The 23,137-nt window shown below is 44.7% G+C and carries 19 protein-coding genes, 1 tRNA gene and 1 pseudogene; 14 read left to right on the top strand and 7 right to left on the bottom strand.

The features are described 5' to 3' along the window. Window positions 1–35 precede the first annotated feature (35 nt). From G7Y45_RS17155 to G7Y45_RS17170, 4 genes are all read right to left on the bottom strand, one after another. Entirely contained in the window at window positions 36–593 is a 558-nt protein-coding gene (locus G7Y45_RS17155; protein ID WP_005807607.1) for an RNA polymerase sigma-70 factor, read from the bottom strand. Between the two features lie 179 nt (window positions 594–772). After that, window positions 773–2,773 (bottom strand): type I pullulanase, encoded by a 2,001-nt coding sequence (gene pulA, locus G7Y45_RS17160; RefSeq protein ID WP_005780569.1) that lies wholly within the window; start codon window positions 2,771–2,773, stop codon window positions 773–775. Between the two features lie 49 nt (window positions 2,774–2,822). Continuing rightward, window positions 2,823–3,389, bottom strand: coding sequence for a crossover junction endodeoxyribonuclease RuvC (ruvC, locus tag G7Y45_RS17165; RefSeq protein ID WP_005780571.1), 567 nt, complete (start codon window positions 3,387–3,389; stop codon window positions 2,823–2,825). Next, window positions 3,386–3,688, bottom strand: coding sequence for a DUF4286 family protein (locus G7Y45_RS17170; protein ID WP_005821157.1), 303 nt, complete (start codon window positions 3,686–3,688; stop codon window positions 3,386–3,388). Before G7Y45_RS17170 ends, ruvC begins: the two co-directional genes overlap by 4 nt. Before the next feature lie 114 nt (window positions 3,689–3,802). Between G7Y45_RS17170 and G7Y45_RS17175 the strand changes: the two genes are divergently transcribed. Further along, window positions 3,803–3,876, top strand: a tRNA-Ala gene (locus G7Y45_RS17175). Between the two features lie 219 nt (window positions 3,877–4,095). Here the strand turns inward: G7Y45_RS17175 and G7Y45_RS17180 are convergent. Continuing rightward, window positions 4,096–5,232 (bottom strand): hypothetical protein, encoded by a 1,137-nt coding sequence (locus tag G7Y45_RS17180; RefSeq protein WP_241158980.1) that lies wholly within the window; start codon window positions 5,230–5,232, stop codon window positions 4,096–4,098. 540 nt (window positions 5,233–5,772) lie between these two features. Between G7Y45_RS17180 and pheS the strand changes: the two genes are divergently transcribed. From pheS to G7Y45_RS17225, 9 genes and pseudogenes are all read left to right on the top strand, one after another. Next, window positions 5,773–6,792, top strand: coding sequence for a phenylalanine--tRNA ligase subunit alpha (gene pheS / locus G7Y45_RS17185; protein WP_005780578.1), 1,020 nt, complete (start codon window positions 5,773–5,775; stop codon window positions 6,790–6,792). Between the two features lie 168 nt (window positions 6,793–6,960). Beyond that, window positions 6,961–8,154, top strand: a complete 1,194-nt coding sequence (locus G7Y45_RS17190; protein WP_005780580.1) for an MFS transporter — start codon at window positions 6,961–6,963, stop codon at window positions 8,152–8,154. Further along, window positions 8,151–8,828, top strand: a complete 678-nt coding sequence (nth, locus tag G7Y45_RS17195) for an endonuclease III (RefSeq protein WP_005780583.1) — start codon at window positions 8,151–8,153, stop codon at window positions 8,826–8,828. Before G7Y45_RS17190 ends, nth begins: the two co-directional genes overlap by 4 nt. Before the next feature lie 89 nt (window positions 8,829–8,917). Then, window positions 8,918–10,177 carry a phosphoglycerate kinase gene (pgk, locus tag G7Y45_RS17200; protein ID WP_005807633.1) on the top strand — a complete coding sequence of 420 codons (1,260 nt, stop codon included), beginning with the start codon at window positions 8,918–8,920 and terminating at the stop codon, window positions 10,175–10,177. Window positions 10,178–10,184: 7 nt separating this feature from the next. After that, window positions 10,185–11,204, top strand: a complete 1,020-nt coding sequence (locus tag G7Y45_RS17205) for an ABC transporter substrate-binding protein (protein ID WP_005821165.1) — start codon at window positions 10,185–10,187, stop codon at window positions 11,202–11,204. Window positions 11,205–11,223: 19 nt separating this feature from the next. Next, a pseudogene (locus tag G7Y45_RS17210) lies at window positions 11,224–12,259 on the top strand (porin). A gap of 11 nt (window positions 12,260–12,270) precedes the next feature. Then, on the top strand, window positions 12,271–13,461 hold the full coding sequence (locus tag G7Y45_RS17215; protein WP_165015636.1) for a DUF418 domain-containing protein: 1,191 nt from the start codon (window positions 12,271–12,273) through the stop codon (window positions 13,459–13,461). 3 nt (window positions 13,462–13,464) lie between these two features. After that, window positions 13,465–15,663 (top strand): tetratricopeptide repeat protein, encoded by a 2,199-nt coding sequence (locus tag G7Y45_RS17220; RefSeq protein ID WP_165015633.1) that lies wholly within the window; start codon window positions 13,465–13,467, stop codon window positions 15,661–15,663. 218 nt (window positions 15,664–15,881) lie between these two features. Beyond that, complete coding sequence (locus tag G7Y45_RS17225) at window positions 15,882–16,391, top strand: DUF3836 domain-containing protein (protein WP_165015630.1); 510 nt, start codon at window positions 15,882–15,884, stop codon at window positions 16,389–16,391. Window positions 16,392–16,726: 335 nt separating this feature from the next. On the opposite strand, the gene G7Y45_RS17230 is transcribed toward G7Y45_RS17225, so the two are convergent. Both G7Y45_RS17230 and G7Y45_RS17235 read right to left on the bottom strand, forming a co-directional pair. Continuing rightward, window positions 16,727–17,563, bottom strand: coding sequence for a glycoside hydrolase family 16 protein (locus G7Y45_RS17230; RefSeq protein ID WP_005780598.1), 837 nt, complete (start codon window positions 17,561–17,563; stop codon window positions 16,727–16,729). 165 nt (window positions 17,564–17,728) lie between these two features. Then, window positions 17,729–18,652 (bottom strand): hypothetical protein, encoded by a 924-nt coding sequence (locus G7Y45_RS17235; RefSeq protein WP_165015627.1) that lies wholly within the window; start codon window positions 18,650–18,652, stop codon window positions 17,729–17,731. 216 nt (window positions 18,653–18,868) lie between these two features. Between G7Y45_RS17235 and G7Y45_RS17240 the strand changes: the two genes are divergently transcribed. Genes G7Y45_RS17240 through G7Y45_RS17255 form a run of 4 tightly spaced genes read left to right on the top strand, consistent with a single transcriptional unit; the run spans window position 18,869 to window position 23,123 of the window. Beyond that, complete coding sequence (locus tag G7Y45_RS17240; protein WP_165015624.1) at window positions 18,869–20,392, top strand: amino acid adenylation domain-containing protein; 1,524 nt, start codon at window positions 18,869–18,871, stop codon at window positions 20,390–20,392. Window positions 20,393–20,405: 13 nt separating this feature from the next. Next, window positions 20,406–20,648 (top strand): acyl carrier protein, encoded by a 243-nt coding sequence (locus G7Y45_RS17245; protein ID WP_005807656.1) that lies wholly within the window; start codon window positions 20,406–20,408, stop codon window positions 20,646–20,648. Between the two features lie 3 nt (window positions 20,649–20,651). After that, on the top strand, window positions 20,652–22,034 hold the full coding sequence (locus G7Y45_RS17250) for an MBOAT family protein (protein WP_005807657.1): 1,383 nt from the start codon (window positions 20,652–20,654) through the stop codon (window positions 22,032–22,034). 18 nt (window positions 22,035–22,052) lie between these two features. Further along, on the top strand, window positions 22,053–23,123 hold the full coding sequence (locus G7Y45_RS17255; protein WP_032540159.1) for a hypothetical protein: 1,071 nt from the start codon (window positions 22,053–22,055) through the stop codon (window positions 23,121–23,123). Window positions 23,124–23,137 lie beyond the last annotated feature (14 nt).

Below are 23,137 nucleotides of genomic sequence, written 5' to 3' on the forward strand. Positions count from 1 at the left end.
TCCGAAAGAGATTTTTTTGGAATAAACTACTAAGTTTATACGATGGTAGCCATAATAACCAAGAGCAATATTTTGCGTATATCGGCCAGAGCCTGGGTCAGATGATTTTCAACCGTACGCTTACTAATGTTTAATTCACGGGCTATTTTCTCATTACTCAGTCCCTGTTCGCGGCTCATCCGGTAGATCTTTTTCCTTTGGGCAGGCATTCTCTCCACAGCGATGGCTATGATCAGTTCCAATTCTTTTGCATCAAGTTCCGCCTCTGTTTCACAATGTTCCGGATGATCATCCGATGTTTGCCAGGATTGATAATTCTGAAATAGCAGGGAACGTTCGATATGCCGGAAAACCGCATTCCGGGCAATACGGAACAGGTATGCATCCAGATTGTCTATCAATTTCAAGTTTCCCCGATTCTGCCACAATAATGCAAAAATATCCTGAGAGATATCTTCCGCCTCTTCAGCATTCTGCAACAAGCCATTAATGAACCCTTTTATTCGAGGGTAATAATCCAGAAAAAAAGCCTCAAACTTTTGAGGACTTTCCAGATTATCCATATCGGCCGGAGACTTCCTTATAAATTTCATCATACAGATATTTTAAGATTGCTCTATGCACACATATCCCACAAATCAGGACAGTTTTTTTAGAGATAATCCACTTAGGTTAACTTTATATTTGTTTTTTATGCCCTTACAATTTTTTATTATCAGCATTTACAAAGTTAAGCCCGGATTATCTCCGGGCTTTCTCCATATCACTGATACTACTGGTGAATGATCAGTGCCGACTGTGCCGGAACCGTTATCTCCGGACCGTACAACAGCCCCAAACCTCGCTCATCAATTACCCCATCTTTGCAGACAACGGTGTATTTGCCTTCAGGTATTGTCAGTTTGGCAGGAACGGAACGAGCATTGAGCACTACGATTATATTGTCCCAAGAGTCTCCGTTCGCACGGTCTTTCAAACGAAAAGCTATCAGGTTAGTGCCCTCCACCGGAAGAAATTCCAGATATTTACGCACCATCTCCGCATCGCCCATACGGAAAGCGGGATGTGCCTTACGAAGACTGATCAGACGTTTATAGTAAGTGAACACATCTTCATGGAGGGTTTTGCGGTTCCAATCGATGGCATTAATGGAATCGGGGCTTTCAAAACTATTATGCACCCCTTTCTTATCGCGCATCACCTCTTCACCGGCATAAATGAACGGAATACCTTGCGAGGTAAACACCGCCGTTTGTGCCAGTTTATCGAGCCGTGCAAGCTGTTCGGGAGTAATATCGGGAATACTTGACTTCAGACGGTCCACCAGGCACATATCATCATGGCAGGACACGTAACTGATCATTTGAGTCGGCTGGGCAGCCCAAGGAGCTTTGCTGTAATTCACAGAGTCATTGTTGACTTGAGGATGCTGGATAGCTCCGACAATTCCGAATTTAATGCTTTCTTCTCCACCGGGAATTCCGGCGAGGAAAGCCCCTTTATGGTTATCATTGAAAGGACCACGCAACGCATCACGCAGTTCGTCGGAGAAAGCGGCAATACCGGGCATCTCGAAAGTATTGGCCTTCATAGCCAGCGAATCCCCCGGATACTGTGGTGCCTCCGCAGCCCAACCTTCACCATAAATAATGATAGAAGGATCAATGGCATTGACTGCCTTGCGGATTTCATTCATTGTCTCGATGTCGTGAATGCCCATCAGGTCGAAGCGGAAACCGTCTATATGATATTCTTTAATCCAGTGGAGCACGGATTCGATCATATACTTACGCATCATGGGACGGTTGCTTGCCGTTTCGTTGCCGCAAGCCGAACCATTTGCCAGCGAACCATCGGGTTTCTGACGGTAGAAATATCCCGGAACCGTACGTTCAAAGTTGCTTCCGTCAGTATTGTACGTGTGATTGTACACCACGTCGAGTACTACCCGAATACCGGCTTTGTGGAGCGCCTGCACCATCTGTTTGAATTCACGGATGCGAACAGCCGGATCATAAGGATCAGTAGAATACGAACCATCGGGCACATTGTAATTTTGCGGATCATATCCCCAATTGTATTTATTTTCATTCAGTTTGGTTTCATCCACTGAGGCATAGTCATAAGATGGCAGGAGATGTACATGGGTGACTCCCAGTTCCACCAGATGGTCAATACCGGTAAGCAACTTGGCAGGATTCAGTGTCCCATGTTCGGTCAGAGCCAGAAACTTCCCTTTGTTCCGAATGCCCGACGTGGAGTCAACAGAAAAATCACGATGATGCATCTCGTAGATGACTGCATCCGCAGGTGATTTCAACGGCGGACGCTGATCGTTTTCCCACCCCTGCGGATCGGTGGATTTCAGGTCGATAATGGCGGCACGCTTTCCGTTTACCCCCACCGCTTTGGCATTGATACCCGGCGTATCTCCCATCCATTTATCGTTTACCTTGACATTGAATGTATAGAATTTCCCCATCAGATCTTTACTGACCGTTGCTGTCCAAGTGCCTTCCTCCCCCGGCTCCATAGGAATTGTTTCGTAAGCATGCCCTCCTTCACCCGAATCAAACAACATCAGACGAACTTCATCGGCGGTAGGTGCCCAAAGGATAAACTTAGTAGCCTCCGGTGAATACTCCATCTCCGTGAGACTGCCCGAACGCACCGGATACAGCTCGTAAGACGCATATTCTTTCTTGGCAGGAGTACAACTGACTACAGCCGTGGCCGCAGTCACTCCGATAAAGGCAAGATAGTTCATTTTCATGGTTTTTCTCTCTATTAAATTATTATCTGATTAATTGAGTAGCCCGCGGCTACTTCACCCTTTCCGGGTTTTTGGCTATAAAATCTTTCCAACCGCTATACCCTTTCTCCATCACAGGACGCCCCATTTGCAGGAAATGACAATAGGCAGCTGCCAGTCCGTCGGTAGCATCCATAAAGACAGGCATGTCTTCTTTGGCAAAATGCAGCATGCGTTGCAGCATGTCGGCCACTTGCTCTTTTGAAGCCTGCCCGTTACCGGTAATAGCCATTTTTATTTTAAGCGGAGCATATTCGGTAATAGGAATATCTCGACTCAGTGCGGCAGCCATTGCCACTCCTTGTGCACGTCCGAGTTTCAGCATAGACTGCACGTTTTTCCCGAAGAAAGGGGCTTCAATCGCCAGTTCATCCGGCAAGTAGCTTTCAATGATGCTCAGTACCCGTTCATGTATATGGCGCAGTTTAAGGTAATGATCGCCGAATTTACGCAGGTCGATAATCCCCATAGCAATCATCTCCGGCTTAGTCCCCCGGACACGCAGCACTCCGTATCCCATGATCGTTGTACCGGGATCGATACCCAGAATAATCTTCTCTTTAACCGGCTGAATCACTCCAATACCTCCATCAATGTCGGAAATCCGACTACTTTATCCTTGAATATCTTTACCAACTCTTGGTTAAGCCGTGCACCTTGTTCCTGATGCCAGCGATGCAAAAGGCTGGAATTATCCACCTCCCATTGGAGTGAATAAGAAGTGCCCTCGTCACGATGGCTCAACACACGGCAGATACGTGGTGCACGGAGTACTCCGTGTTTCTCTACTTCAGGGATATAACTTTCTTTGATCCAGATCAGGAAATTGTCATGAACCTCGTCATCCACCTGAAAAGTGGTATTGTATATCAGCATATTTTTTATCTTTTGATGATTATTTCCGCAAACATAGCAATTATTTCAGAATAATGCATTATATTTGCCGCATCAAAACAGATAAACGTTCGCAAACGTTATCATGAAAACAACGGGGGGTTAGCTCATCTGGCTAGAGCGTAACACTGGCAGTGTTAAGGTGATCGGTTCGAGTCCGATACTCTCCACACCCAATTAATAAAAATAGTAAATATTTCATCATTAAAGTGGGGAAATCCGTGAGGACTTCTCCACTTTGTTTTTTATCCGGTTCTACATCAGTTTGCCACAGATCATGGACCAATGTTCCTTCCACACTCGATAGCCTCTCCCCTATCTCTACAACACGAAAAGTTTTCGTTTTATTCGGAACTGAGGATCAAGGGGAAAAAAGAGCAACTACACAATTAATGACCGAACCGGAAACGAAGTTTATGCCAAAAGCCATCTTCTTTCTTTTTTCCTTCCACCGATGCAACCTCGGAGTCTGTATGTGTCGTGGTCTCTGCTTCCACTTCTGTTACCACTTCTTGTATAGAGACCTTCACCTTTTTCTCAAAATTCCTTTTAATCCAAACTTCAAGGACTATTCCGGCATAATTCCAACTGCGTATAATTTTCAAATGATTTTCCAATAGCTGTATCTCCCACTCGATTTTTCTTACCTCTTCACGCAAACTAATGATCCGGTCATACAGCTTTGATTTGCAGCATTGCAATTTCCCCACTTCAGAACGTTGACTGCGCAGGTCTGTCGGCACCTCCGATGTCTCTACAAGCGCTTCTCCGGAGCTTGCGGCATCTTCGTCCTTTTCCGGCCCGGCTATTTTTATACGCTCCCGTCCGCCAAGTACCTCTTCCAGTGTTTTTAGACGATTAGACAATTCATCTTTCTCTTTCTCCAAGCATCTATTCTGCTTGGACAGACTCTCATTTCTGTTCCACAAATCGGTATTACGTCTGCACGCAGCTTCTATCATTTGCCACTCTTCCATCTGTTGCTTCTTGAACCACTCAACGCTCTTCCGACTTCTGGAAAGTTCTGATTGAAGCCCATTGATGATTTCGTTTGTACTTGCGGGCAGATCACTCAACGTCTTCCTGAATTCCTTGATGTATTCGCATACAGAATCGAATCCCATTCTGGCGGCCACCTTTGAAAGAGGAGAGGCGGCAAAGGCACTATTAAACAGTTTTTGCTCTTCGGTACTCAAGCCACCCACCACCATAGACAATATCCGGCGCACGATGGGCGCAAAGTCATCAAAGAGGCGCATCTTAAGCGCGGCATCTTCGTCCTTCTCAAGTTCCGCCTCGATGCGCCGTTCAAACTTCCCACAAAGTTGTTCGTAATTAGTGGTCAGGCGCGCCAACCGCTTCTCGTTTCCGATCAATCTCTGCACACTCTCGTCGTCAATCAACACCACGCTGCCCACAGTCGAAGAGGTTATCTCACACTCCCGTATCCATCCGAGCACCCGCGATTCGCTGATCCCATACTTATCAGATATACTTTTTACTGACATCCAATCGGCCATATCCATACAATTTAAGGTCTGCAAGATTGTACATAAGATCCGAAGCATCCGTAATTCACCTTATGACGAAAAGAATAGCTATCGTGCCCAATCACTCCCCCGCATCGGCTAAAATAATCATTTTTCACAGAACAACCTATTATTTGTAAAAAAAGAAAGTTATTTTTATTTTATCTCTTATATATGTCAATATGGTAGCGGTTGGAAAACCATTGAAAGGCATGCACGTTACCGACTCACTGCCCGAACTTATCTTGAAGTATCAACAAACCGAAAAAAGAAAGAAAAACATCTCTACCCTTCTGATTATTATACACCAATGAAAAACTGAAAAGCCACAGAAGTCATAAAGTAATTACCAAAGAAACATCTTTTTCCTTTATCATAGAGTTTCACTTCTTTGTTTCTCCTTTGTGTACCCCAAGTACTCTGTGATGAATTCAGCCGACTGACACATTTTATTTCTTTCTATCTCCTTTGATTGCAATATTATTGTTACTTTTGCAGCAATTTAAAGAAAAACCGAATAACAATAAATCGCAAGATATGATAGCTAAGATTAATCAACTTCTTGAAGAGGTAGCAGCCTTGAAGGCTGCCAATGCCGAAGAACTCGAAGCTCTCCGCATCAAATACCTTAGCAAGAAAGGAGCCATCAACGACTTGATGGCAGATTTCCGTAACGTGGCTGCCGAACAGAAAAAAGAAGTCGGCATGAGGCTCAACGAGCTGAAAACTAAAGCACAAGAGAAAATCAACGCACTGAAAGAACAGTTCGACAACCAAGACAACGGACAGGACGATCTGGACCTGACCCGTTCGGCTTACCCTGTGGAACTGGGCACACGTCACCCGCTCTCCATTGTACGCAATGAAATCATCGATATCTTTGCCCGTCTGGGATTCAACATCGCCGAGGGTCCGGAAATCGAAGATGACTGGCACGTGTTCTCGGCACTTAACTTTGCCGAAGATCATCCGGCACGCGACATGCAGGATACATTCTTCATCGAATCACACCCCGACGTGCTACTACGCACACACACTTCGTCGGTGCAGAGTCGCGTAATGGAAGTTTCACAACCACCTATCCGCATCATCTGCCCGGGACGCGTTTACCGTAACGAAGCCATCAGCTATCGTGCACACTGCTTCTTCCACCAGGTGGAGGCGCTGTATGTGGACAAAGACGTTTCTTTCACCGACCTGAAACAGGTGTTGCTTCTCTTCGCCCAGGAGATGTTCGGTGCCGATACGAAAATCCGCCTGCGTCCATCCTACTTCCCGTTCACAGAACCCAGTGCTGAAATGGACATCAGCTGTAACATCTGCGGCGGAAAAGGTTGCCCTTTCTGCAAACATACCGGATGGGTGGAAATCCTGGGATGCGGCATGGTAGACCCCAATGTGCTTGATGCCAACGGAATTGACAGCAAAGTCTACAGTGGCTATGCCTTAGGTATGGGTATCGAACGTATCACAAACTTGAAATATCAGGTGAAGGACCTCCGGATGTTCTCCGAAAACGATACCCGTTTCCTAAAGGAATTCGAAGCGGCATATTGATTTACGATCAGGCGATTTACAATTTACAATTGAAATTACCTCCCGACATGAAGGAGGTAAGAAAGATGTGTAGAGAGTAAATCGTCTAATTCGCTTCAAACTTCGTGTTCTTCACAGGATGAAGTGGCTTCAATCGCAAATCGTCCAACTGTTAATTATGAAACCATAATGAAAGATAGGCTTGTCACTCCCGGTTATGTCTTGATACTGGCAGCAAACTTCCTTTTATACTTTGCCTTCTACTTGATTCTGCCTGTACTGCCTTTCTATCTGACTGAAGTTTTCCAAACCGGAAATGCGGCAGTAGGCGTTATTTTATCATGCTACACTGTGGCCTCGCTCTGTATTCGCCCCTTTTCAGGCTATCTACTGGACACACTGGCACGCAAACCGCTCTATCTGATCGCTTATTTCGTGTTCATAACCGTGTTCGCGGGATACATCCTGGCGGGAGTACTGTCATTATTCATTATGCTCCGTGTAGTGCACGGACTGGCCTTCGGTATGGTGACCGTAGCAGGAAACACCATTGTAATCGACATCACTCCTTCTTCACGACGAGGAGAAGCAGTAGGCTACTACGGACTGATGAACAACACCGCCATGAGTTTCGGACCGATGATCGGGCTTTTCATGCACGACACTTGTTCATTCGAAACCATCTTCCTCTGCTCACTCCTCTCCGGCACAGCCGGTTTTGTAGCTGCATGTCTGGTGAAGACTCCTGTCAAGCAACCGGTCAAGCGGGAGCCAATCTCACTTGACCGCTTCGTTTTAATAAAAGGTATACCGGCCGGCGTTGCCCTGCTCTTGCTATCTATCCCCTATGGCATGACAAGCACTTACATAGCCATGTATGCCAAAGAAATAGGAATCACACTCAGCTCCGGTCTGTTCTTTACGTTCATGGCAATAGGCATGGCCGTCTCACGTATGTTCTCCGGACGGCAGGTGGACAAGGGACACATCACGCAGGTTATCACTCTGGGACTTTATCTGGTGTGCATTTGTTTCTTCACTCTTTCTGCCTGTGACAAACTGATGCAGATAAATCCCGAACTAACCGATGTGCTTTTCTTCATGGTAGCACTGCTGCTGGGAGTCGGGTTTGGCACCATGTTTCCAGCCTTCAACACGCTGTTTGTCAACTTGGCTCCGAACAGCCAACGCGGCACAGCCACTTCCACCTATCTCACCTCGTGGGATGTAGGCATCGGAATCGGTCTGGTTCTGGGCGGCTATATCGCCCAATTTACCTCGTTTGACATGGCCTATCTCTTCGGAGCCTGCCTGACAGTGATCTCCACCTTCTATTTTAACTTGAAAGTCGCACCTCATTATCATAAGAACAAATTAAGATGACAAAGAAAGAACGTTATGAAAAAGTAATCGCCTGGTTTCAGGAGAATGTACCCGTAGCCGAAACGGAACTGCATTACAACAACCCGTACGAACTGCTGATTGCCGTTATCCTCTCCGCACAATGTACTGACAAGCGGGTGAACATGATCACCCCGAAAATCTATCAGGACTTCCCCACCCCGGAAGCACTGGCCGCTACTACTCCGGAAGTGATATTCGAGTACATCCGCAGTGTCTCTTACCCTAACAATAAGTCAAAACACCTGGTAGGCATGGCACGAATGCTGGTGAGTGACTTTAACAGCGAAGTGCCCGGTACCCTTGAAGAACTGATCAAACTGCCCGGAGTGGGACGCAAAACGGCCAACGTCATCCAGTCTGTCGTATTCAACAAGGCGGCCATGGCTGTAGACACACATGTATTCCGAGTGAGCCACCGCATCGGACTCGTGGGTGATGCCTGCACGACTCCTTTCAGTGTAGAAAAAGAACTGACGAAAAACATCCCCAACGAATTGATTCCCATTGCTCACCACTGGCTTATTCTACACGGACGTTATGTCTGCCAGGCACGTACACCCAAATGTGAAACCTGTGGTTTGCAATTAATGTGTAAATATTACTGTGAGAAGTATAAAGTTAGCAAAGACACACCGAAGAGGAAGAATAAATAACGATTTCATAGCAAAAAAGAGAAATTAATACTAACTTTGCGGTCATCATAAAAGAAACTAACACTTTTAAAGTAAATAAATAAAGTATTATGCAGACAATTGACAATTTCAATTTTGCCGGTAAAAAGGCATTCGTTCGCGTGGACTTCAATGTACCCTTGGACGAAAACTTCAACATTACAGACGACACTCGTATCCGTGCTGCACTTCCTACGCTAAAGAAGATTCTGGCAGACGGTGGCAGCATCATCATCGGTTCTCACCTGGGCCGTCCGAAAGGCGTTGCCGACAAATTCTCTCTGAAACATATCGTTAAGCACGTGTCAGAACTGCTGGGCGTTGAAGTTCAGTTTGCTAACGACTGCATGGGCGAAGAAGCTGCCGTGAAAGCTGCCGCTTTACAACCGGGCGAAGTGCTGTTGCTCGAAAATCTCCGTTTCTACGCTGAGGAAGAAGGCAAACCGAGAGGACTGGCTGAAGACGCAACCGACGAAGAAAAAGCCGCTGCCAAGAAAGCCGTGAAAGAAAGCCAGAAAGAATTTACAAAGAAACTGGCTTCATACGCTGACTGCTACGTAAACGACGCATTCGGTACGGCTCACCGTGCACACGCTTCTACGGCATTGATCGCCAAATACTTCGATGTGAACAATAAGATGTTCGGTTACTTGATGGAGAAAGAAGTGAAGGCCGTTGACAAGATATTGAACGATATCAAACGTCCGTTTACAGCCATCATGGGTGGTTCTAAAGTGTCTTCTAAGATCGAAATCATCGAAAACCTGCTGAACAAGGTAGACAACCTGATCATCACAGGCGGTATGACATATACTTTCACCAAAGCTATGGGTGGACAGATCGGTCTGTCTATCTGCGAAGATGACAAACTGGATCTCGCCCGCGAACTGATGCAAAAGGCTAAAGACAAAGGTGTAAATCTGGTATTGGCTGTTGACGCTAAGATCGCCGACTCTTTCTCTAACGATGCCAACACTAAATTCTGTCCTGTGAATGAAATTCCTGACGGATGGGAAGGTCTTGACATCGGTCCTAAATCAGAAGAAATCTTTGCCGAAGTGATCAAGAATTCCAAGACTATCCTTTGGAACGGCCCGACAGGCGTATTCGAATTCGAAAACTTCACTCACGGTTCACGCTCGGTAGGCGAAGCTATCGTAGAAGCTACTAAGAACGGAGCTTTCTCACTCGTTGGCGGTGGCGACTCTGTAGCTTGTGTCAACAAGTTCGGCCTGGCAAACGGTGTATCTTATGTTTCTACCGGCGGTGGAGCATTGCTTGAAGCAATCGAAGGAAAAGTTCTTCCGGGTATTGCCGCTATTCAGGAATAAGACTAAAGTGAATCACTATAAAACAGAAAAGGCAGCCCCTCACGGAGTTGCCTTTTTTAAAAGGAAAAAGTCAAGAGTGAAACCCTTTTTCAGCATCATATTACTGCTTTTTTTATCAGCCTGTGCAGACAAAAAAGAGGGACATACGCTGTCATCCGAACTTCAGCCTCTGACTTTCGGACTAATGCCTTCTTTCGACGGACTGCCTCATCTGATTGCCGCCCGCTACGGTGTTTATGATTCGCTGGATATAAAAGTCAACTTCATCACTTATGCCTCGGCAACCGATCGTGACGCTGCTTTCTTATCGGGCAAACTGGATGGTATGCTCACCGACTATCCGTGTGCCGCCCTTTTACAGACCAAAGGAGTCCGTTTGCGTCTGGTTATGGAAAATGATGGCTGCCTTAGCCTGATAACAAGCAAAAAATATGATGTCAGGAATCCGGAAGACCTAAAAGGGAAAAACATTGCCATCTCTTGCAATACCCTAATAGAGTATGCCACCGACGAAGTAATGAAACAGGCCCGTCTTACTCCCGGTGAAGCGAACAAACCCGAAATCAACAACATTTTTTTGAGGCTGATGATGTTGGAAAACGGACAGATCACAGCATCTTTCTTGCCCGGTCCGGCAACGGCAATCGCGGTAAACGACGGACACACAGTATTGCTGAATACAATCCAAATGGGGATACATTCCGCCGGAACGGCTTTCACAGAAGAGGCCATCAAAGAAAAAAACGAAGAAATAAGGAGGTTTATCACCGGATACAATCTCGGCGTGAAATACCTGCAAACTTATCCCCGGGATAAATGGGGGGAGATATTAACACAAGAATTCGGACTGCCGGAAACAGTGGCTGCCCAGGTGGACTTGCCCGATTATCGACCTGCCATGTGTCCGTCTTCTCACGACATAAAAAAAGCTATTGCCTGGCTGAAGAACAAAGGAGCAATCCCCGGTAACTATCAGGGTGAAAACTTAGTAGATACGACCTTCATTCCCGGCCAATTCAAACCATAATAAATACAACAAAGTAAAGATGAAAAACACATTCCTATTAACACTTGTGCTGCTACTGGCAAGCGGCAACCTGAATGCACAGGAAAAAAAAGAGGGTATGACGGTAAACAAAGTCGTCAATACGCTAAAAGAACGGATCACCCTTGCCGGATATGCGCAGCTGGGATATACTTATGACGATGCAGCGAAGAAAACCAATACATTCGACATCAAACGAATCATTTTCATGGCTCACGGACGAATCACCGACCGTTGGACCTGCGATTTCATGTACGACTTTTACAATGGAGGTATGCTGCTCGAGGTTTATACCGATTATCAGATTCTACCCGGACTGAAAGCCCGCATCGGAGAATTTAAAGTCCCTTATACGATCGAGAACGAATTATCACCCACGACAGTGGAACTGATTAACTGCTACTCACAGTCTGTGTGTTATCTGGCAGGGGTAAGCGGCAGTGACGTAGCTTGTGGCATGACATCGGGACGCGACATCGGTGCGATGATTCCACGGAGGATTACTGAACGACCTGCTATATTACAAACTGGCGGTGATGAACGGACAAGGACTCAATATCAAAGATAAAAACAATCAAAAAGATATCATCGGCAATCTGATGGTAAATCCACTGAAATGGCTGTCGGTAGGCGGTTCGTTTATAAAAGGAACAGGACATGCCGTCGCCGATTCGGAAATAACCGGTATCCCGGCAGGGGAAAACTACACCAAAAATCGCTGGAGTATAGGAGGTATCATCACGGCAAGCCCGTTCAGCCTCCGTTCCGAATATCTGGCGGGAAAGGACGGAACTGTGAAAAGTGACGGTTTTTATGCCACCGGAAGTTGCCGGCTCCTACGCAACTTCGACCTCGTAGCTTCATATGACTATTTCAACGCAGATAAAGCCATCGGCCGAAAACAGACGAATTACATAGCCGGACTGCAATATTGGTTCTATCCCAAATGCAGACTGCAAGCACAATATACTTTTTGCGACCGGAATAAGGGAAAAGACAGTAACCTGTTTCAGGCGCAGGTACAGGTAAGATTCTAAAACGATAATCAATGGAACATAAAATCAGCGAACCCAATGCCCGTGTAGACGTGGCCGATGTACTGAGAGGACTGGCTGTGATGGGGATCATCATCCTGCATAGTATCGAACATTTTAATTTCTACTCCTTTCCGGATGCTATCCCCGGCGAATGGATGAAGTTTACTGACAGAGCTATCTGGAACGGGCTCTTTTTTGTCTTCAGCAACAAAGCTTATGCCGTATTTGCCCTGCTGTTCGGCTTCAGTTTCTATATTCAGGATAACAACCAACAACGCCGTGGTAAAGATTTTCGCCTCCGGTTCATCTGGCGGATGGTGCTACTGTTCATCATCGGACAGTTCAACGCTGCTTTTTTTACAGGTGAAATACTGACGATGTATGCCATGCTCGGTCTGATACTCCCTCTGTTCTGTCGCCTCGGTAGCCGCAGTGTAGCCATCTTCGCCACCCTGCTTATCCTGCAACCGATAGATTGGTTCAAAGTGATCTATGCTCTCTGCAACCCGGATTATGTACCCGGTCCCAGCCTGGCTTCCCACTACTTCGGGATTGCTTTCGACGTGCAGAAAAACGGTACCTTCCTTGAAACGATCCGCATGAACCTCTGGGAAGGGCAACTTGCCAACCTGACTTGGGCATTGGAGCACGGACGCATTCTGCAAACGCCTGCCCTCTTCCTCTTCGGTATGCTGGTGGGACGTAAGGGACTATTCCTTTATAGCGAACAGAACGAACAACGCTGGCTCAAAGCATTAGGTATGTCACTCTTATGTTTCTTTCCATTATATGGTCTGAATAACATGCTGCCGGGATTCATCACGCGCGATGCCCTCCTGATTCCCTTGCAACTGATCATAAGCTCTTTGAGCAACCTCAGCTTCATGGTATTGCTGGTCAGCGGACTGCTTATCACTTTCTACCGTGTCAAAGACCGCAGATTCCTGATGCGTTTCACCTCGTATGGCAAGATGAGTCTGACAAACTACATCGGACAATCCGTCATTGGCTCACTTCTTTTCTACCACTGGGGGTTTGAATTGGGACGTTTCTTAGGAATTACTTACAGTTTCTTTTTTGGCATTCTTTTTGTACTTCTTCAAATGGCCTTCTGTTCCTGGTGGCTCGGTCACTCTAAACATGGTCCCTTCGAAGGCCTATGGAAACGCCTCACTTGGATTGGAAACAATAAACGAAAGTAAATTATGAACGAACAACTTATCAACGAACAATATCAATACATCCTCCGCCTGATCGGACAAAAACGACTGAAGGAGGCGCTGACTCAACTGGAATCATTCCTCTGGAAGTGTCCGGAATGGTCGCTCCGTACCCGCCTGGAGCAGATACAGACTTCGTACAACTATATGCTGCAATACATGCGCCAGGGGGTAGAAGACCCGGAGCGTAAGAAATTATATCAAAGATTGCTGGCCGATACTCTTGAAATCACCGATCAGGCACGTATTACACTACTCGACAGCGTATCAAGCCATTATTATCATCAATATCGTACGCGACGTACTGAGGAACTTTCTCCCCTTACCCTGGAGATGCTGATACACACGCTTGAATCGTTCAATGATGACCTGGCCGTAAGCGGATTCATTTCGGATCAAAACATGGATGAAGTTTTGAAACGTCACGAAGATAATCTGCGGATTCTGTTCTTGCAAACCTGGACCAATAGCAACTGGAGTACGGAAGAAAGTACAACTGCACAATCCATGCTTCAGTCCGAGTTACTTCCGGTGAACGATCTTTGCCTTTTTACAAGTGCCGTTACCCTTAGTCTGATGGAATGTTTCGATCTCCGAAAACTTCTGTGGCTGATAGATGCTTACCGTCACCCCAATGTACAGATCAGCCAGCGGGCTCTGGTAGGAATCGCTTTTATTCTCCATGCCTATTCACCACGTATCGATTTCTATCCGGAAATCAATTTACGTATCACGGCACTGATGGAAGAAACCGCGTTCGAAAAAGAACTGCTACGCGTACATATCCAAATACTTCTCAGTCAGGAAACGGAGAAAATCGACAAAAAAATGCGTGAGGAAATCATTCCCGAAATGCTGAAAAGCATGTCTCCCATGCGCAACATGAAGTTTGGTTTCGAAGAGTCCGATGAAGAGAAAGATGACACCAATCCCGACTGGGCCGATGCTATAGAGAAATCCGGACTGGGTGACAAGTTGCGTGAAATGAACGAATTGCAACTGGAAGGTGCCGATGTATATATGAGCACATTTGCACAACTCAAAAGCTATCCGTTCTTCAGGGAAATCTCCAATTGGTTCTATCCTTTCGACAGGCAACAATCGGCTGTCATTAAAGAGTTTCGTAACCGGGAAACAGAAGGAGGAAGTCTGTTGGAAATCATCCTGCAGTCTGGTTTCTTCTGTAACAGTGACAAGTATTCGCTGTTCTTCACCATGCAGCAATTGCCGCAATCACAGCGTGACATGATGTTGAGCCAGCTCACGGAACAACAAATGGAAGAATTGGCAGATCAGTCGAAAGCCGAAACACTGAAGAAATTTTCCGAACGCCCCGATACGGTAAGTAACCAATATCTGCACGACTTATACCGCTTCTTCAAATTGAATATGCGAAGACAGGAATTTCGCGACTTGTTCAAAGAGACCATCTGCCTGTACAGCAATCCGGCATTGGAAGACATGTTGTTCAACCCGGATGCCCTGCTGGCTTTAGCCAACTTTCACTTCAGAAAAGAGCACTGGGAAAAAGCAGCCGAAGCCTATGACAAAGTCGCCTACATGGTCCCACGAGAGAATGAAGCTGAAGTTTACCAAAAGCAGGGCTACTCTCTGCAAAAACTAAAACGATATGCACAAGCCATCGAAGCCTATCGGAAAGCAGATACCCTCAAACCGAACAACTTATGGACTAATCGCCATTTAGCCATTTGTTATCGTCTCGACCGACAATTCCACAAAGCTTTGGAATATTACCGAAAAGTGGAAGAAGTATTGCCGGAAGACACAAAAGTAATTTTCTATATTGGCAACTGCCTGGCAGAGACATGGAACTACGAAGAAGCACTGAACTACTTCTTCAAACTCGATTTCCTGGAAAGTGATTGCATCAAAGCATGGCGTGCCATCGGTTGGTGTTCGTTCATGACAGGAAAACGTGAACAAGCCATGAAGTACTATGATAAAGTGATTGCCCAAAAGCCGATGCCGGTAGACTACCTGAATGCCGGTCATGTGGCATGGTCATTGGGAGATATAGAGAAAGCCGTGCCTTTCTACTCCAAAGCCGCAGAACTCTATGGCAGTAAAGAGCAGTTCCTTGAGATGTTCCGCAAAGACGAGGATATCATCATAGGAAAAGGTATTACCCCCGATGATATTCCATTGGTTCTTGATCTGATTTAAAACAAACAAGAAAGAAAAAACGAACAGGGTGTCCGATTGTGGACACCCTGTTTTTTTTATAACCTATTAATAATGAAGCTTCTAAATTCTGGCATACCTATTGATTCTTACTCTACAGAAAATAATCTGAAAAAAGATTGTATACCCGTGCAACTTAAATTCAAGTAGCAACGTCTAATAAACAAAGAAAGATATAAACTAATTAAACAATAAAGGATATGAAAACAATTACATTTTTCAAAAGAGTATTAGCCTCTGCAGCATTAGTTTCGGTATGTGGATTTGCTTGTGCAACAAACAACGGTAAACAGTTTGTCCATAACGATACGATGGAGAAGGGAAGACTCGTCTGCCGTGAAATATATTCTATGGATAATCCCGTTTCAGGCATACTCAGTCCGGTAAAAATGCATAAATACAGCTACGATACCGACCATCAGAAAACGGTGAAATCCACCTATACATGGAATGTATTTAAAAACGCATGGGAAAAAGAATCTTTGACGGTTGTCTCCCGATATGAAACAGAAACTTCGGTAGAGTATTCTGTATGGAATAAAGAAAAAGAATCATTTAGCCCATCAGAAAAATATATATACATAACCAACAGTAATAACCAACTGATAGCCCAATACGCATACAAAATGAACTCCCGCACCAACCAATGGATATTGGAGAAAGACGCCTTAGTACCCATTTACGAGAACATTTATGCAACAACCCGTTAATGAAGATTCCGGATTTCACAGATACGGAAAAATCAGGTAACATAATCAAAGAAACCGGGACATCAAAGAGAAAGAATTTAAAATCCGGAAGTTGATAAAAAAGTAGTTATCCCCATCTCCTCTTTGCCAAGACTCTCTTGGGAGTTCAAAACATCGAATCAAGACAAAGCATTTATAACCAAACAGATAAATACACTTGGTATCTGAATATAGAAAGTTAGTTTTAACACTGTATTAAAGTTTGTTCTTCAAACACAGACAACAAGTCTTTTGCATGCAAAAGACTTGTTGTTTATATTCGGGAAAGCAAAAACGGAAATTATACATTAACAATGTTAACGATCCACAGGTTGACTTACTTTTACCCAGTCTATCTCCATCTTCGCAGGCAGTTCACTATCCGTTATGGTACCAGGCCAAGTACCTGCACCGCCCAAAGCATAATTTAAAATCAAATAAAAAGAAGTATCAAACGGCCATTGCTTTTTGACGCTCTCATCGGCCAAATGCAAGTTAGGATAAACTAAAGTGGTAGCTCCATTCACTTTAAAAGTAAGAGACTCGGGAGTCCATTCGATACCAAATACATTGAATTGCCCTTTATTGTAAGGAACTGTTTTTGTTGGAACAGGCTTAGTGAATCCCAAGTCATTTTTGTAGTGGCTGTGAATTGTTTGATATACAATGCCGTCATGATTCAACTGCTCCATAATATCTATTTCACCACAAGCAGGCCATCCACTGTAAACGGGTTTGGCAGGCATCATCCAGATGGCAGGCCATCCCCCCTTTGCCGTCTTGGTGAAACGGGCACATATCTCTATTTTACCATATTGAAATTCTGCTTTACCTAATGACTGCACCCCTCCCGTCTTATATACTCCATTCACTTTCTCGGCAATCAGTACTAACTTCCCATCGTGTACATAAGCCTGATCATAACTTTCGGATAAATATTTGCTCCAGGCAGGACTGCCTTTTTTGCACAAACCCCATTTTGTTTTGTCGGGAATACTATCTGTCTGGTTGAAGTCATCTTGAAAAACTATCTTTTCCGAAACAGCATCTGACCTTGTCAGAGGTGTAACCATCGAATCATCAGAAGATGAACAAGCATAGAAAGAAAGTACCGACATGACAGCACCGCATGATAAGACAAGAGATCTTTTCATAATACTAAGGTTTTAGAGTTAAACATAAAATTACTGATAAATAACAAACTGTATATTTATTTAGTTCATCAACTCTCTGTGATTTTTTATACGATTCAATAGAGACAATCTAATCTAACTTACCAGAATCTATAAAAGGTATCAATAAAGAGAGCGTCGTTTATGTTATTCAAAACTATAAGAAACATTACACCAAGCTATTTCATCATTCTCAGATGTCATCTGATTAAGGTCTTCAAATACAGGATAATAATAAAAAAAATCAGAATAGTTGGCTATAAATCCGCCATCATGTCCCCTCCCAAAAGAAGTGAAATGCCCGGTCGAACTGTAAGTCCAGAAATGAATTGAGTAGGTCAGCTGTAATTGATCACTATTGACATTATGATTTACCTTACCATAAAATTCCCAACAATTTTCGGCATGGGAACGCATGAAAAGAGAATCATTCCGCATCTGAAAATACTTTTCGTATGAAAGTGAAGTACCATCTTCAAAGTCGGAAGAGAATCTCAACTTATCAACAGATATAAACTCAATCTTATCATTTGGAAAACCCTTAATAAATCCATCCGAACTATTGAAACGGCTTTCCCAGTAACTGTCTATCTCCGGAAAGATTTCTACACCTCCTTTACTACTGCCTTGATAGCATCTGAAACCTTCAAGCCGGTATTGTCCGCTATAAGCCACAGACCGGGACGCAACAGCCACCGGAATAATATGCTCTTCTCCCCGATAAGATACACAGATATGAGTTTTTCCAACCCCAGTCACACGAACTTCAATGCATCTTTTTCCTAAGTAATCCGGATTATACGTAGCGTCGACCACCGCAGTATCTTCCGAACGGACTTTTATCTGATCTCCGGATGCAGCTTTCAGAAAAATCATAGCCGGTGTTTGCAAAATATCCATCAAGAGTCCCTCTTCTCCCAGGAGACGCTCTTCAGAGCCATTACCGGTATAAAAACGAATTTCATTTTCATCATCTTTCTCACAACCGCCAAGCACTATCACAACTACCATAGCAAAGAGAACATAGTACAGACTTTTAAGTAAGGGTAAGGGTAAGGTTACAGGTTTCATATTATTTTCAGTTTTAGTAAAATCCCTATTCGGATAAAATGCAAATATAACGAATTAAAGAAGGAAAGCAAGGTTAAGAATACGTTATCACACAATTAACGTTCTTTAATTCATTGCCCGTAGGGAGATCAGTTCATTTCCCTGTCTTTTTAATAAATAATCTCAAGAAGATAGAAGGAATTCCTAAACCCAAAACATGAATAAAAACTAATGGATATGACAACATCTCCCCGGAAGGATATTACCAATGATATTCTTTCCGCCATGCAACGTTATCCCGAAAACGAAGCATTTATCATTGACGATAAACATTATACTTATGCCCAACTTGGCAAAATAACAGCCTCCGTCGCCCATTCGCTATCAGAGATAGAAGATGAAAGAATCGGGATCATTGCGGAAAACCGGATTGAAACCTACGCAGCCATTCTGGCGGTACTGGCCAGTGGAAAAACATATGTCATTCTGCATCCTGCTTACCCGGAAGAACGTAATCTCAAAATAGCCGGACTGGCCGGATTGCATACTTTGCTCTGCACAAGCCATGTCGAACGCCCGGCATTCGGAACCGACCTCTTCAGAGTAATCAACACAGACAAGCTGTCGGGAAAAGCACCGTCGGAATTGTCAAGGCTGCAATTCTACCCGCCGGAAGAAGAAAAAAACGCTTATATCATTTTTACATCGGGAAGCACAGGCGAACCCAAAGGAGTCCCCATCACACGTGCCAATCTGAACACTTTTTATCAGGCATACGATTCCCTTAACTGGAACCTGGATGAACACGACCGCATGTTACAAATGTTTGAGCTGACATTTGACGTATCCGTCGTATCATTACTTTATCCCCTGACTTTAGGAGCTTCCGTTTATACAGTGGCCCATCAGGATGTAAAGCATTTCAAGGTGTTCGAACTTCTGGAGAAGTACGAGCTGACCTTCGCCACGGTCACCCCCTCTCTATTACAACTTCTTTCACCCTATTTCGATGAAATCAGCCTGCCTGCTCTGAAATATCTGGGAGTATCGGCAGAGGCTTCGCAAACCGAACTGTTGGAACGATTCAGAAAATCGGCACCCAACGCAGAGTTCGTCAACCTGTACGGCCCGACAGAGGCTACGATTTACTGTACCTGTTACCGTATTCCGGCTTCCGGTACATGCAAGCATTACAACGGAATGGTGGCTATCGGAAAACCATTTCCCGGTATCCGCGTCATCATTGTTGACGAAGAAGGAAATGGTCTGCCTCAGGGAGAGACGGGAGAACTTTGGGTATCCGGTCGGCAAGTAATGAAAGGCTATCTGGATGATCCGGAAAAATCGGCATCGGCTCTAATACACCGTCCTGACGGACAAATTTATTACCGGACCGGAGACCTGTGTATTTTAGACAACGATGGAGATATCATTTATTGCGGGCGTAAGGACTATCAAGTGAAAATACAGGGCTTCAGAATAGAACTAAGCGAAATAGAATACACTGCCCAGTCGTTTTTCAAGACTCCTTGCAACGTGGCTGCCCTTCCGTTAATCTGTGACGGAATTTGCAACGAACTGCATCTGGCAGTCGAAACGACCGAATGTGACCAAAACACATTGATAGAATATCTGAAAGAAAAACTGCCACAATACATGTTACCGAAACAAATTCATTGTATCCCTCAGTTTCCGGTAACCAATAGCAATAAAACAGATCGAAAAAAAATTGTTGAACTGATAAGAGAGAAGGAACTCTAAAAACAATATAAATATGAACCGAGAAGAAGTATTAAAACAACTACAAAGCATTTTCCGTGATATTTTAAAGAAGGACAACGTCTGTATCAGCGAATCATCCACCTCTCAAGACGTAGATGGCTGGGACTCACTGACCCATATGCAAATTATAGCCCAAATCGAGAAACGTTTCGGAGTACGTTTCAACTTTCGGGAAGTAATTAAATTCAAGAATGTCGGCGACCTATGCAGTGCCTTATTAACCAAAATGGAATAAATCATGCAGTTTCTCTCCTTTAGTTTCCTGGCTCTGATTACTCTCTGTTTCTTTCTCTACTATGCAGTCAAAGGACGTGCCCGCAACTTCATACTACTGGCAGCCAGTTGCATCTTCATCGGATGGTATTATCTGCCATTCCTGTTGACGGCAGTAGTGGTGGCACTGTTCACCTTCTTCTGGGCACAATGGATGGAAAACAGGGCAAAATCCGGGAAAAAGACCAAAGTAATCTATATCGCAGGAATCATCGGTCTGATAGGCGGATGGCTCCTACTCCATGGCACAGTGATAGATGACATCATCTTTCCACTTGGAATGTCATTCTACACATTCCAGGCCATCGGTTATCTGACAGATGTGTACTGGCAGGAGCAACGTGCCGAAAAAAACTGGGTAGATTTCCTGATCTATATGCTTTTCTTCATGAAATTCCTCTCCGGTCCCATCGAACGGGGTGGAGACTTGTTGCCACAACTGAAAGACCCTCGCCCGTTCATCTACTCGAACGCAGTGACCGGACTGAAATATATTTTGCTGGGACTGATAAAGAAACTGCTTATAGCCAATCAGATAGCCCCGCAGACGGATATCATGTTTCATTCGATCCATGACCTTTCGGGTGTCCAACTACTGATGACCTGCCTGCTCTATCCTATCGAACTGTATGCCGATTTCTCCGGCTATACGGACATTGCCATCGGAGGAGCCTACCTGTTCGGCATCAAGCTATCGCCAAACTTCAACCGCCCGTTTGCCGCACGTTCCACCGCCGATTTCTGGCGCCGGTGGCACATGTCACTCTCTTTTTGGGTACGCGATTATCTCTATGTGCCGTTAACCGCCGGTACCCGTAACTGGGGACAGTGGGGAGTCTACTTCAGCCTTATCATCACCTTTCTGGCATTGGGATTATGGCATGGCTCCGGATTAACCTTCGCCATATACGGACTGATTCAGGGCATATTGATCTGCTGGGAAATGAAAACCTCTGCTTTTCGCAATAAGTTACCCCAATATATCGGGAAATATGCATCCGATAGCCTGTTGATAATCCGTACCTATCTGTTGTTTGCGCTCTCACTTATTTTCTTCCGTGTACAATCATTGAGCGATGCCTGGTATTTTTTACGGAACATCTCGTTCGAAGTACATTCTTCCTGGAAGGAAATGAACATCGGCATACGCGACCACAATTGCATTGTAGCAGGTTCGGCCCTGTTACTGGTATTGATCTATGAATATTATGCATCTAAATATAACCTGATGGAAACACTCGAACGCCAGCCCGCATGGCTACGGTGGAGTGTTTACTATCTGCTGGTATTTGCCCTGCTGATGTTAGGTAAGTTCGATACGGAAACTTTTATCTATTTACAATTTTAATCGAAACCAATTACACCCATGCTACATTCACCGAAAATCTCTCCCAAAACACGTTTCTGCCTGAAACTCCTGTTATTGGCATTACCGCTTTTCCCGATAGTGGCCATCTATTTCATTTTCGACCCTTATATGGTGCTGCACTCCTACAAACGATTCGATAACTCTCCCGTACTGCTCAACGAAGCGCATGTGGGATGGCAGAATTATCTTCAGAATCGTGATTCGATAGCCTATAACTCGTTTATACTCGGCAACTCCTGTACCATGGCATTCCTGACAGGAGAATGGGAGAAGTATCTGGATAAGGACGATCATGCCGTGCGCTTTTATGACAACTGGGAAAGCCTGGGCGGTGTGCGCCAGAAGCTTCAAGCACTCGATTCCGTAGGTGCCCCTCTGAAAAATGTATTAGTCGTTTTGGATAAAAAAGCACTGGATAGAAGTAAGCCCCTGTCGGGCAACGACCATCTGTTTTCGGCTGAGGCAGCCGGTATCAGCCAGTTGGGATTCCATCTGAGATTTTTGCAGGAATTCCTCTATCCTGACAAAACAATTCCTTACATAGGCTACCTGATCGGACATAAGTATGCTCCTTATATGAAAGGGGTCATAAATCCGGGAGATCCCATTCGGGAACCTTACACGAACAACTTTATCAATCCCAGAGAAAAAGAGATCGGACAGGATGGCGAATTGTACTGGACCCATCATGAAAAAGAATTCAAAAAACGAACGGATGCAGGCAAAGAAGAACTGCCGGCTGTGTCTGTCAGCCAGATTCAAGTACTTCGTGCCATTAAAAAAATTTGTGATAAGCATCATACAAACCTGAAATTCATCATCGGCCCGGATTATTTTCAGAAAAAAACGAACCGGGAAGACATCAAAAGAATGAAGGAGATACTGGGTGCTTCTGCCGTATGGGATTTCACGGGAACTAATGAATATACAGCCGATATACATCATTACTATGATCCCGGTCATTATCGTCCTCTGCTGGGGGCACGCCTGCTGAAAGTTATTTATCAAGATTCGGCACCTGCCGGCAATGAAAACAACCCCAAAACGTCTTTTACACAAAACAGATAAATATATCAGAGAAA

It is taken from the genome of Bacteroides sp. ZJ-18 (genome assembly GCF_011038705.2).
GTDB lineage: Bacteria > Bacteroidota > Bacteroidia > Bacteroidales > Bacteroidaceae > Bacteroides > Bacteroides hominis.